Below are 12,756 nucleotides of genomic sequence, written 5' to 3'. Positions count from 1 at the left end.
AGATTTTTAACAAACTCCTAATTTTTTTGTGATTTTTTTATTTTTATTTTCACTCCGCTATAAATCTTCCTGTTCATCTACGGGTACACTACGAATAAAGTCGTCATAATAAGGGTTATCCTGATTGGAATATGTGCCATAAGCGTTCACCAGAAAACCTTGCTGACCATCGCTCGAACGGATCGCATAGGCCACAGACATATCGGCCGGATCCGATTCGCCTTCAAACCGGTAAATCTTGATAATGGTGAGCTGGTTGGGAGGAAATAGCTGTTTGCCATCCTCAAAACGAGCGCCCTCCTCTGTGATGAGGAGTTCCCGACCGTAACCTTTTTCTTCAAGCCGCTCGATCACCCGAGATAGCGGCGTCATGGGTTTGGGCATATTCATCATAGCTTTTTATTGTTACAACAGGGAAGGCACACAAATGTTTATTGGAAATTCCTCCCCTTGTGGAATACCCCCGCAGTATCAATCCCTTCGGGCTTAGCTAGGCCATGCAGCCAGCCGTTCAGGTTGGTGCAGTGATTCACGATTACATGGATGACCTCACCTTCAATCTGCAGTTTGCCTGCCACCATCAGCAGTCGCGATTGCAGGATTTCGCGGCGGTACTTCTCGAACATAGGGCCCCATACCACAAGGTTGGCAAAGCCGGTTTCGTCTTCGATAGTAACAAAAAGCACCCCCTTGGCCGTACCCGGCCGCTGCCGCACAGTGATCATTCCGCATACCTTCACAAATACCCCATTTTCCATAGTAGGTAACTTGCCGGTGGGCGTCACGCGTAGCAGCTCGAGCTTTTCACGCAGGAAACTCACAGGATGCGCCTTAATAGAGAGCCTTGTACTGGCATAATCCTGTACCACGTGCTCACCCGGCGTCATCAGTGGCAACTCAATTTGCCCTTCTTTGGTGCATTCGGACGGTTGGCCACTAAACAAAGCAACAGGCCTATCTTTCAAAGCCGAGACCATCCATAGGGCTCGGCGGCGGTCTAACCCCATCGAACGGAAAGCATCAGCATCGGCTAGCCGCTCCATGGCTGCCAGCGAAACGCCGGCATCGACCAATGCCGGGAGTACCATATACCCACGGCCACGGCCGTTGATCAAGGGCTCGCTGTCTTCCTCGCGCAGTCCTTTCACCTGCCGGAAGCCGAGACGCAGGGCATGGTGTTTCACATCGAATTCACCTTCTAGCGTGTGGTCCCAATGGGAATGGTTTACATCTACGGGCCGTATCTCAATGCCATGCTTGCGGGCGTCGATAACGATCTGTGCAGGCTGGTAAAAGCCCATGGGTTGGCTATTGAGTAGTGATGCTGCGAAGATATCGGCATAGTAGCATTTGATCCACGAAGAGATGTAGACTAACAAGGCGAAGGAAGCGGCGTGGCTCTCGGGGAAGCCGTAGCTACCAAAACCTTCCAACTGCTTGAATACGCGGTTGGCGAACTCCTCCTTATACCCCTTTTTAACCATGCCGGTTACCATCTTTTCATGAAATGCAGAAACCTGCCCCTTGGCTTTGAAAGTAGCCATACTCCGCCGGAGCTCATCGGCATCGGCAGCCGTGAACTCCGCCGCTACCATGGCGATTTCCATCGCTTGTTCCTGGAATAAAGGAACGCCTTTTGTCTTTTCCAGGATGCCTTTGATTTCTTCGGATGGATAATCTTCCGCTTCTTCCCCATTGCGCCGCCGCAGGTAAGGGTGTACCATGTCGCCCTGTATCGGACCCGGCCGTACGATAGCCACCTCGATGACCAGATCATAAAAGTCTCTGGGCCTCAGCCTTGGCAGCATGGACATCTGCGCCCTGCTTTCAATCTGGAATACGCCGAGTGTATCGGCACGGCAGATCATGTCGTATACCTCTGGTTTGTCTTGGGGGATATTGGCCAGCGTGAGGTCGCGACCGTAATGCTGTTTGACCAGGTCGAACGCCTTCCGGATACAGGTGAGCATACCGAGGCCCAGCACATCCACCTTCAGGAACCCGAGAGCCTCGAGGTCGTCCTTATTCCATTCGAGGTTCGTACGGCCTTCCATCCGGGCATTGATGATGGGGCACAGCTCGTCCAGCCGGCCCTGCGTAATGACAAAGCCACCGGTATGCTGCCCCAGTTGACGCGGGAAACCGATGTATTGGGCAATAAGCTGCAGTACCTTCCGCAGGTGTGGGTCGCGAGGATTGAACCCTTGCTCCACAAGCAACTGCTCATCGATATAATTATCCCAATGGCTGCTCACCGTGCCGGCGAGCCGCCCCACGGCATCCAACGACAGTCCCATCGCTTTGCCCACATCGCGCGCGGCGCCCCGGGCATGTACATGCGTTACCGTAGCCACGATAGCCGCCCGGTCGCGGGTATACTTTTCATAAATGTATTGGATGACTTCCTCCCTCCTTTCGTGCTCGAAATCCACGTCGATATCGGGCGGTTCGTCGCGGGCATCAGACATAAACCGGGCAAACAGCAACCGAACCTTGGTCGGATTGACCGACGTGATTTCTAAACAATAGCATACTGTCGAGTTGGCCGCAGACCCCCGTCCTTGGCAAAGGATGTTGCGCGAACGCGCGAACCGTACATAGTCGTGTACCGTAAGGAAGTAGGAAGCATAGTTTTTCCTAGCAATGAAGGCCAACTCCTGGGTGATGGCTTCCCGCACCTTATCTGGGATGCCCCCCGGGTAACGCTTTCCGGCACCTTCCCAGGTCAGCCGGGTGAGCTCCTCCTGTGGGGTATGGCCCTCCGGCACCAACTCCTCGGGGTATACATATTCCAGCTCGCTCAGCGAAAAATGGCAAGCATCGGCAATGGCTGTCGCGTTCTGGATGGCTTCGGGGTACTGTCGGAACAGACGCGCCATTTCATCGGAGGGCTTTATATAGCGCTCCGCATTGGAACACAGGCGGAAACCTGCCGTCTGGATGGTGCATTTCTCCCGAATGCACGTCAGCACATCCTGCAACTCCCGCCGTTCCGGCACGTGATAATGCACGTCGTTGAGCGCTACCATGGGTATATCCAACGTTTCACACAATTGATGGATGCGGAACAGCTTTTTAGCATCATCGCCCGTATAAGTGCGCACGGCACCGAGGCAGAAGTAACTACCCAAGGCCTCGCGGTATGCCGTAATGTGCTGGATATAATCCGGTTCCAGCTCAAACGTAGCTGTCAGTTTATCAGGCGGCACAGCGATGAAGTATATCCCCTCGCCATGCGCTAGAATATCGGCCCTATACAGGTGGCACTGCCCTTTCACGGCCCGGCGATTGCCCTTGGTAAGCAAGCGGGATAGCTGCCCGTAAGCTTCGCGATCGGTAGGATAGGCCAGTAGGCTGGGCCCATCTAAGAGGTCGATTCGACAGGCCGGGATGAGACGTATACCATGCTTGTTGGCCGCCACATGTGCCCGCACGATACCTGCAAAACTGTTTCGGTCAGTAACAGCCACTGCGCGGTAACCCAATGCCGCAGCCCGCTCCACCAGTTCATCGGGGTGCGAAGCCCCGCGGAGGAAGCTGAAATTCGTCGTTATCTGCAATTCTACATATGCCATGCGCCTGCTCCTTCCTAAGCAAAAAATCCGTGCAGGAACCATTGCCGTGAGCGATCATCTCCATAATGCCCCGCGCGAAAAAGCCAATATCGTCTTCCTTTATCATCCTCAACGCAGTAATAATCCCGGTGCTCACCAGGGTCCATCCACCATTCGCGCTCGATGCGCTCCGGTCCGTCAGCCCGCTTGATGGGATGTAACACGCCCCGGTACCGGAACAGCATCGGCGGATAATCCGGTATGGGTGCCGTTACGTCGATGGGTTCTGGTCTGGGCAATAGTCGTGTGGGCCGTAGCCCTTCAATTTTCCAGCCGGTACGCGGTAGCTCCGTAATGGATGACGCCTCGCGGAAAGCCCGCTCGGGCCAGTGATGCTCGTCGGGTAGGTAGCGGTAGACCGCTTGAATCCCAGCTCGGCCTTTCAGCCGGTCGATGAGCTCAGGCAGTGCCGTGTCCTCCAGTCCCGTGGTACTGCTCCATAACGCTTCCTGCATGGGGTCGATATCCTCAACGCCGGATGCTTCCAGCATAAACAGCTCGATACCCAGGGCGGGTTCGATCTGGGGTATTTTCAGCTTGAACAGTTTGGTCAGGTGTGGGATACTGGCCGTAGCGCGGCTGGTGGTGATATCCACCTGCACAACCTTACCGTCTACACGGTAGCCGCTAAGAATCGCCGCACGCAACCCCTTGCCCTCGCCAGAAAGTCGCTTGCAGAGCGACTCCAACAATCGCTGTATCGCGATTTCCATACCCGTTGCCGTACGGATGGGCTCGAGGCAGGGCAACCGCTCCACATAGGGCGGTATGGGCTTGAGGGGTACCATAGACTCATCTTCCTGGCCCAATGCCTGCCGCAAGCGCAGGGGCAGGCCGTCGCCGAAGCGCCTCCGCAGCACAGACGGCGGCATGTGCATGAAGCTACCGATCGTGCATAGCCCCAGCTTGTGCAGCTTCGCCGTCACTTCCGGCTCCAGCCGGAGCGCTGCAGGAGGCAGGTCCATGAGCACATCGGCCTCCCTACCGCTGTGGATAATGGGTGTTTCCCCGCCGAAACGAGCCATCGCCCAAGCTGCGCCAATGGTGCCGGCAACCGCCATCCGCACGTGGAAACCCCGCGATTGTAACCTGGACATTACGTCTTTCAGGTACCTACGCTCACCACCCCACAGGTGGGCACAGCCACTGATATCGAGGATCAAGCCGTCCGGCGATGTCAAGGCTACGGTGGGTGTATAACGGATGCACCACAAGCCGAGTACGTTCAGTAGCCTGGCAGCCAGCCCCGGCCGAGCATCTGCAACCTCCAGCACAGGCAGAAACGCCATGGCATCGGCTACCACCATTCCGGGGGTGACCCCCTGCGCTTCGGCTACCGCATTTGCCTCGGTGATGACCATCCGGCCATGCACGGGTGCTGCCAATGCGAATGGAACCGTGCGCAGGCCGGGCTTACGGATAGCATGCCTGTCTGTAGTAAGGTAGCGGAACCAGATCGACGCAAAACGCTTTTCCATATCAACTGATTTTCTTCATCCTGTTGGATGTGGAACTCATGCGCGTAGGCCGCACAATGGGTACAAAACGCCCATCGACCCACTCCAGCTGCCAGCAGCCGGGGTTACCATTGCGCACTTTCAGCAGCTCCACCTCCCACCGGGGAAAACCAACACCCGGTAGGCCCTCGTCCGGCAGGCTGGGTAGCGGCGCAATGCGCCAGCGGGCGGCGCAGGCTGTAGCGCCGATAATACGGGGGCAACTCCGCAGCATCAAGCCGGTTACCCGGCTTTTCTCCACGGCCAGCTGCAATCGGCGCGACTGTGCAAAGTCCATCTCCTGCAATTCGGCCACCACGGCCGCTAGACCATTGCATTTGAGAGCTTCCTCGGCAGCCCACAGTACATCCCGCTCGCGTGCCACCTCTACAAAAATAACACGATCTGCCTGTACGCCGAATGTACCCAGGGAGGGCGGAAACAGCATCCTTGAGGTGCTGATCCAAAGGCAAATCCCACCACCTGCCATAAGTTCGGCCAGCAACCCACTTATGAAACCACAGGTAGCCGCACTTTCTTCCCGGCATCTGTAAATGAATTCATGGACACCGAACGAAGGGAAAACGGCATGGGGAAAGGCCTCTTCTACCGGACCGAGACCAATCCGCATAGTTGTGTCGCCAGATGGGGCACATCCCTGCAAGCGCAGGATATCCCGTTTCAGCCGATCGACTATCTCACGTGTATTTTTAGTTGTCGCTGTCATGCCCTACCCAATGAGGATATCAAAGATAAGACTAATATTTTTAGTAACCAATTAATAAATAGATTCGGTCCTTGGATATTGGTTTCGATGGTTTCTCCGATTTATTACTATCTTCATCGCGTCTAACAAATTGTTTATTTTATATTTTACGAAGGTTATGAAAACAACACTTATGATTGCTGCCACGCTAGCAACCGCCGTATGTGCCTGTACGAATGCGGGGCAATCGACGAAGACGCCAACACCAGAATGGATACAACTTTTCAATGGAAAGGATCTTAACGACTGGACCGTTAAAATAGCCAAGCGTGAAGTTGGCGACAACTATGCGAATACATTCCGCGTGGAGGACGGCCTCATGAAAGTCCGTTACGATGGCTATACCGATTTTAATTTCCAGTACGGCCACATCCACTATAACACTCCTTACTCGGCCTACCTCCTCCGCGTGGAATACCGCTTTACAGGAGAACAGGCGCCTGGTGGCGAAGGCTGGGCGTGGCGCAACAGCGGGGCTATGCTCCACGGACAAGACCCCCAAACCATATTGAAAGACCAAGATTTCCCGATTTCCATCGAAGGGCAACTGCTCGGTGGCGACGGCACCAATGAACGGACCACGAGCAATTTATGCACCCCGGGAACCAACGTATTGATGGAAAAAGATGGCGAGTTGTTCACCCCCCATTGCACCAACTCCACGTCCAAGACCTACCATGGCGACCAATGGGTAACCGCCGAATTCCTGGTGCTGGCCGACTCGGTGGTACACCACATTATCGAGGGCGACACGGTGCTGACGTATTATCAACCTCAAATTGGTGGCGGTAATGTTTCCAATTACGACCCTGCGGTAAAACAAGACGGGAAAGTACTCAAAAACGGGTATATTTCCCTGCAGAGCGAAAGTCATCCCATCGATTTCCGAAAAGTGGAATTGCTCGACCTGGAGCCCTACCTGCACGATCAGGCGAAGCTACAACAAGTGTTGGAAGCAGTACGAAATGAGGATTAAAAAACCAATGGGTAGCACAAAAAAAAGCCGCTCTGCAGTGCAGGGCGGCTTTTCGCTTATTGTATCTGTAGTATTTATTATGACAAGCTATTCACAAGTTTAGTCAACTTCGACTTGTTGTTGGAAGCTTTGTTCTTGTGGATGACGTTTTTCTTAGCCAAGCGATCCAGCATGGAAACCACGCGTGGCAACAGCGTCTTTGCTTCACTAGCATCGGTGGTGTTACGTAATTTCTTAATTGCATTACGCGTTGTTTTCGCTTGGTAACGGTTCCTTAAACGCTTCGCAGCGCTGGAACGGATTCTCTTAAGTGATGATTTATGATTTGCCATGTTATATGAGCTAAATTTTCCTATCAATTTTCAGTCTGCAAAGTTACCACCTTATTTTTAATATTCAAAACAAATACGGCAAAATTTGAAACGCCCGACTTTCGCTATCTTTGCCCACTGCAGAAATGTTCACGCATGAATATTCTATATGACTAATAGGCAAATCATATGCATGTAAAACTATCCATGGATGAGTTGAAACGTCCATCTATCGAAACGTTTAAGAAACAGGCGAAACTTCCGGTCACATTGGTGCTCGACAATGTCCGCAGCATGCACAACGTCGGCTCGGCATTCCGCACTGCAGATGCATTCGCATTGGAAGAAATGATCTTATGCGGCATCACTGGCACCCCACCCCACCGCGAAATTGAAAAAACAGCACTCGGTGCTACGCAATCCGTTGCTTGGCAACACATTGCTGATACGGCACAAGCCATCCAACAGCTTCGGGATAAAGGGTACCGCGTGATGGCCGTTGAACAAGCTGCAGGCAGTTGTGCATTACACCAATTCAACCCTGTCCCAACCGAAAAGTATGCATTGGTCTTCGGCAACGAGGTGCACGGCGTGTCGGACGAGGTGATGGCGCTGGTGGATGGTTGTATTGAAATTCCCCAATCGGGCACCAAGCATTCCCTCAACATCGCCGTATCGGTGGGAATTGTGTTATGGGCATGTTACGCCAAACTGCAGCTCAGCACCTCGGTATGATGTCTGTTCGTTTACACCGCGATGCAAACCGGTAGGTGTACCATCGAAAAAATTGCTTTTCGCATACGGCCACCAGCTTGCATATCAACGCAATTTTATCTAAGTTTGCGGTGCAAAAAACCAGAACAATGAGCGTACTAGTAAATAAGGACTCCAAGGTAATCGTACAGGGTTTCACGGGTAACGAGGGCACATATCATGCCTCTCAGATGATTGAATACGGCACAAATGTAGTCGGTGGTGTCACCCCCGGCAAAGGCGGCCAAACCCATCTCGAACGACCGGTATTCAACACCGTTGCAGACGCCGTTGAAAAAACCGGTGCCAATGTATCGATCATTTTCGTTCCGCCGGCATTCGCTGCCGATGCCATTATGGAAGCAGCAGCAGCGGGCATTACCGTCATCGTCTGTATTACGGAAGGTATTCCTACAAAAGATATGATTCAGGTAAAATCATACCTTAGCGATAAAAGCGCGCGGCTTATCGGTCCGAATTGCCCCGGCATCATCACTGCCGACGAAGCGAAGATCGGTATCATGCCAGGTTTCATTTTCAAAAAAGGTTCGGTGGGTATTGTATCCAAGTCGGGCACGCTTACCTACGAGGCCGTAGACCAAACAGTCAAAGCCGGACTGGGCATCACCACGGCCATTGGCATCGGTGGTGACCCCATCATCGGCACCACTACCAAAGAAGCCGTTGAGCTGCTCATGAACGACCCGGAAACGGAAGGCATCATCGTGATTGGTGAAATCGGGGGCGGTATGGAAGCCGAAGCGGCACGCTGGATCAAAGAAAACGGCACCAAGCCGGTGGTTGGATTCATTGCCGGCCAAACAGCGCCTCCGGGACGCCGCATGGGCCACGCTGGTGCGATTGTTGGAGGCGCGGACGACACGGCCGCTGCCAAGATGAAAATCATGCGCGAATGTGGCATTCGTGTGGTCGAGTCGCCCGCCGAAATCGGCAAAGCGATGGCCGAAGAACTTGGCGTGAACGCCTAACACAACAAGATATACCGAAATATGAATGAGTGCCGGAGGAAACTTCCGGCGCTTGTTTTTTTGTCCCCTCAGATTCCCGCAGGACGACGACTTCTTTCGGGAGAAGCCCCAAACATTTCCTAACAAATTCCCTACCTTTGCCGCTATGCTATCGGATACCGAGGAGAATTACTTGAAGGCTCTGCTTCGCATCACAGCCGAGCACGACGGTGCAGGTGAAGCGGGAACCAACCAGCTGGCAGGCAGGCTGAATGTACGGCCTGCCACAGCAACGGATATGTTGAAAAAATTGCGCGAAAAGCAGCTGGTCAACTACGAAAAGTACGGAAAAATCACCCTCACCAACAAGGGGCGAAACCTCGCTGTCGCGATCATCCGGCGACATCGACTATGGGAAACATTCTTGTTTGATAAACTGGGCTTCAGTTGGGACGAGGTACATGATATTGCCGAGCAATTGGAACACATCAAATCGGAAAAACTGGTGGAACGGCTCGATCGGTTCCTGGGGTTTCCCCAATTCGACCCCCATGGCGATGCTATCCCCAATGCCAAGGGTGATTATGTGCATGAGGCGCGCCTTACCCTCGCCGAAGCCGCCGAGGGCACCCCGTATGCCATTATCGCCGTAAGGGACAACAGCCCTTCGTTTCTCCAGTATGTGAGCCAGATCGGCATCGGCATCCACAGTGAGGTAACTGTATCGCAACGGTATGAATTCGACCATTCGATCGCATTGGAAATCGGAGGTGCGAAAATCAACATCTCGGACAAGGTGGCACAAAACATTTATTGCAAACCGGTATAAGGCTTTGAACAAACGGCACTAAGCCACACACCAGGTACTAACGACTACATACTGAGCAACAACATGGCACTATCTTCAGCGATCCATATCAAGAATAAAAAGGCATATTTCGAGTACCATATCCTCGATACGTACATCGCCGGTATCCGCCTCCTCGGCACAGAAATCAAATCCATACGGGAGGGAAAAGCCAATATCAACGATGCCTTCTGCTCGTTTTTCGAAAGCGACCTCTATATACGCAACATGCACATTGCCGAATATTCCCACGGTTCATTTTACAACCATGAGGCCAAGCGCGACAGGCAATTGTTGCTCACCAAGAAAGAGCTTAAAAAGCTGAAAACGAAAGCAGACGAGCGGGGGTTCACGATCATCCCCTTGCGCATGTTTATCAGTCAACGCGGTTTTGCCAAAGTGGAAATTGCACTGGCACAGGGCAAAAAAGACTTCGATAAGCGGGACTCCATCAAGGAGCGCGATTCCAAGCGTGAGCTGGCTCGGGTGATGAAACGATGACCTAACTACCCGGCGGCCACATCGATGCCGATATTTTTCAACAATATGGAGGCATTGAAAATGGTGCACTCGCCCGGTTTGAGCTTGTAATCAAACAGCATTTCTCCTGTTCGCACCTGGATATCGAAATGGAAGTTGGCCAGCTTGCCGGGGTAATCGTCGGCCAATTTGGCAAGCTGCAGGTCGTGCGTGGCCACCATCCCCACCCCACCATCGGCAATCAGCCGTTCAATGATGGCCTTCGACCCCAGGTATTTGTCTTTGGAGTTGGTACCACGCAGCATCTCATCGATGAGAAAAAACGTATCCGCCTGGGTGCGCACGGCCCGCAATACCCCTTCAATCCGGTTCAGTTCCGCTTTAAATGTCGATGTACTCTCATTCAGCGAATCAGCGATGCGCATATAGCTTACCACATGGAAAACCGAAAGCCGCATGGAGGTGCCACATACAGGTGCTCCGCAAAGCGCCAGTACCGCATTGGTGCCCACAACACGGAGGAACGTACTTTTTCCGGCCATATTCGAACCCGTAATCAATGCCACCCGATGATCGTCCATCGCATAATCGTTTGGCACGGCCGTGTGCGGCGCAATGAGCGGATGCGATAAGCCAGCAGCTGCCACGAACGGCTGCGCCGATGCCAAAATCTCTGGAAACACCCACTTTGGGTGGTTACGCCGGAGCGTTGCTAAACTCACCAGCACCTCCAATTCAGCCACTACATCCAGCGCGCCCAACACTTGGTTACCGTATTGCTTGCGCCAGTCGAGCACCGCAAAAACTTGTTTAAAATCCCACAACGCTGCCATATTGAGCACACCACCCACCAGCATGTTCAACCGGTGGTCGAGCCGGTCAATCAATGTGGCCAGCTCGCGGAAAATCGCCGAAACCGGCTTATCGCCACCCCTCGCTCGCAACGAAGCAACCAATGCTTGCCCCCGCCCGCTTTGCCAATGGCGACTCTCTATCTGTTCGAACGACTTGGCAAAAGCACCCAGCGTCCGCCCGGCACGGTCAACCTGACCAGCGATGCGTCCTATTTTACCGCCATACGCCATGGCGGCTAACAGGTGAGCCAGTGCCAGAAAGACAGCTATCGGGATAGCCACTGGCCAAAAGACGGCCAGCCCGACAACCAGGACCATCAGCCATGGAACGATTTTTATGTAACCCCTCAAGAACGCGCTCTCCAAGGTATCGCCCCCTTTCAGAAAGCGAGCAAACTGTTGCTTGAAATCGGTACGCTGCGCCACGTTGAATAGCAGGTCTGCTTGGAATTGCTGGCACCAGGCGGTATCCGTTGCCAATTCACCAACCACCGCCTGCCGTGCCACGATGGCATCCCGGTCCGCCGGTGCGGATAGCCATGTAGCCAACAAGCGATTAGCCGCTGGAGTAGCGCATCTGTTGACCAGGGCGAACACGGACGAGGTACCGAATATATCCAGATCGCCACTATACGGATGCTTACCGTCCATATAGGTCGCACCATCAGGGTAAAGATTGGGATTGCCGTCGGCCATCGCCAGTTCGTTCTGGTTTACCGCCCGGAAATCCTCGCATGCTGCTTTCTGCGCCTCCAATTTGCTTTGCCGCCATACGAGTGCCATAAAGCCTACCACGATAAGCAGGAAAAGGCCTACAACCAACCACACGCTTTCGGTCTGCACCGCAACAAATAACGCCGCACCTCCACCAACGATGGTTGCCAGCCGCAACAGCGAATTCGTGTTTATCAACTTCCGTAAGCCCGCAAGGCGATGATCGGTCTCAGCGATATTATTGCGGTACGCGTCAAATATATCTTCCATTCCATTCATTTAAAAAAGGGGGCGCATCACCACGCGCTATCCCCGACCAGCGGAACAAACCGGAACGTATCCAGCTCAATACGTTCATATGCCTGCTCACCCACTCGCAAAACCGTCATCATCTTTTGTTCTTTCTCACTGCCTACCGGAATAACCAACAGACCACCCACGCGCAGCTGTTTCAGCATGACATCAGGTACAAACGGAGCACCTGCCGTCACCAGGATCTTATCGTACGGGGCGTGCTTCGGAACACCCTTGGAGCCATCGCCAAGGAAAAAGTGCGGCTTATAGCCCATATAGGGCAACACCTGCACGGTACGGTTATACAGGTTTTTCTGCCGCTCGATGGTATAGACTTCAGCGCCCAGTTCAACCAAAATACAGGTTTGGTATCCCGACCCGGTGCCGATTTCCAGTACACGGTCGCCGCTTTCGATATGCAGCAGCTCCGTTTGGTAAGCCACGGTGTACGGCTGCGAGATGGTCTGGCCGTCCCCTATTGGGAAAGCAATGTCGCGATAGGCTTGGTTCCAAAAGGTTTCATCAAAAAAATAATGCCGGGGCACTTTACCAATCGCCGCCAGCACACGCTTGTCTTCAATTCCACGCCGCTTGAGCAGCTCGACCAACTGCTTGCGTGCGCCACGCTCACGGTAATTGTCAATAAACTTATATGCCATTATGGTCCCAAAAATACACAGATT

At 53.3% G+C, this 12,756-nt stretch carries 12 protein-coding genes; 5 read left to right on the top strand and 7 right to left on the bottom strand.

Annotation, left to right across the window (positions count from 1 at the left end):
- Positions 1 to 57: 57 nt before the first annotated feature.
- From U9S71_RS05420 to U9S71_RS05405, 4 genes are read right to left on the bottom strand one after another with little or no spacing between them, the layout of a single operon-like run.
- On the bottom strand, positions 58 to 393 hold the full coding sequence (locus U9S71_RS05420; protein WP_326325864.1) for a hypothetical protein: 336 nt from the start codon (positions 391 to 393) through the stop codon (positions 58 to 60).
- A 38-nt stretch (positions 394 to 431) separates the two neighbouring features.
- Positions 432 to 3,575 carry an error-prone DNA polymerase gene (locus tag U9S71_RS05415; protein ID WP_326325862.1) on the bottom strand — a complete coding sequence of 1,048 codons (3,144 nt, stop codon included), beginning with the start codon at positions 3,573 to 3,575 and terminating at the stop codon, positions 432 to 434.
- Between the two features lie 14 nt (positions 3,576 to 3,589).
- Positions 3,590 to 5,092, bottom strand: coding sequence for a Y-family DNA polymerase (locus U9S71_RS05410; RefSeq protein ID WP_326325861.1), 1,503 nt, complete (start codon positions 5,090 to 5,092; stop codon positions 3,590 to 3,592).
- 1 nt (position 5,093) lies between these two features.
- Positions 5,094 to 5,837 (bottom strand): ImuA family protein, encoded by a 744-nt coding sequence (locus U9S71_RS05405; RefSeq protein ID WP_326325860.1) that lies wholly within the window; start codon positions 5,835 to 5,837, stop codon positions 5,094 to 5,096.
- 157 nt (positions 5,838 to 5,994) lie between these two features.
- Between U9S71_RS05405 and U9S71_RS05400 the strand changes: the two genes are divergently transcribed.
- Positions 5,995 to 6,852, top strand: a complete 858-nt coding sequence (locus U9S71_RS05400) for a 3-keto-disaccharide hydrolase (protein ID WP_326325858.1) — start codon at positions 5,995 to 5,997, stop codon at positions 6,850 to 6,852.
- 77 nt (positions 6,853 to 6,929) lie between these two features.
- On the opposite strand, the gene rpsT is transcribed toward U9S71_RS05400, so the two are convergent.
- On the bottom strand, positions 6,930 to 7,184 hold the full coding sequence (rpsT, locus tag U9S71_RS05395) for a 30S ribosomal protein S20 (protein ID WP_326325857.1): 255 nt from the start codon (positions 7,182 to 7,184) through the stop codon (positions 6,930 to 6,932).
- 168 nt (positions 7,185 to 7,352) lie between these two features.
- Here rpsT and U9S71_RS05390 point away from each other — a divergent pair, with 168 nt between their 5' ends.
- The 4 genes from U9S71_RS05390 to smpB all read left to right on the top strand — a co-directional run bounded on the left by U9S71_RS05390 (position 7,353) and on the right by smpB (position 10,232).
- Entirely contained in the window at positions 7,353 to 7,898 is a 546-nt protein-coding gene (locus U9S71_RS05390) for an RNA methyltransferase (RefSeq protein WP_326325856.1), read from the top strand.
- Positions 7,899 to 8,026: 128 nt separating this feature from the next.
- Positions 8,027 to 8,905, top strand: a complete 879-nt coding sequence (gene sucD, locus U9S71_RS05385; RefSeq protein WP_326325854.1) for a succinate--CoA ligase subunit alpha — start codon at positions 8,027 to 8,029, stop codon at positions 8,903 to 8,905.
- A 25-nt stretch (positions 8,906 to 8,930) separates the two neighbouring features.
- Entirely contained in the window at positions 8,931 to 9,713 is a 783-nt protein-coding gene (locus U9S71_RS05380; RefSeq protein WP_326325853.1) for a metal-dependent transcriptional regulator, read from the top strand.
- 63 nt (positions 9,714 to 9,776) lie between these two features.
- Positions 9,777 to 10,232 carry an SsrA-binding protein SmpB gene (gene smpB, locus U9S71_RS05375; protein WP_326325851.1) on the top strand — a complete coding sequence of 152 codons (456 nt, stop codon included), beginning with the start codon at positions 9,777 to 9,779 and terminating at the stop codon, positions 10,230 to 10,232.
- A 5-nt stretch (positions 10,233 to 10,237) separates the two neighbouring features.
- On the opposite strand, the gene U9S71_RS05370 is transcribed toward smpB, so the two are convergent.
- Together U9S71_RS05370 and U9S71_RS05365 are read right to left on the bottom strand one after the other, a co-directional pair.
- Complete coding sequence (locus tag U9S71_RS05370; protein ID WP_326325849.1) at positions 10,238 to 12,049, bottom strand: MutS-related protein; 1,812 nt, start codon at positions 12,047 to 12,049, stop codon at positions 10,238 to 10,240.
- A 26-nt stretch (positions 12,050 to 12,075) separates the two neighbouring features.
- Positions 12,076 to 12,732: a protein-L-isoaspartate(D-aspartate) O-methyltransferase gene (locus tag U9S71_RS05365; protein ID WP_326325848.1), complete on the bottom strand. Its 657-nt coding sequence runs from the start codon at positions 12,730 to 12,732 to the stop codon at positions 12,076 to 12,078.
- Positions 12,733 to 12,756 lie beyond the last annotated feature (24 nt).

The sequence above is a fragment of the Parapedobacter flavus genome (assembly GCF_035818675.1).
Classification (GTDB): domain Bacteria; phylum Bacteroidota; class Bacteroidia; order Sphingobacteriales; family Sphingobacteriaceae; genus Parapedobacter; species Parapedobacter flavus.
This window is presented reverse-complemented; position numbering and strand designations above follow the sequence as displayed.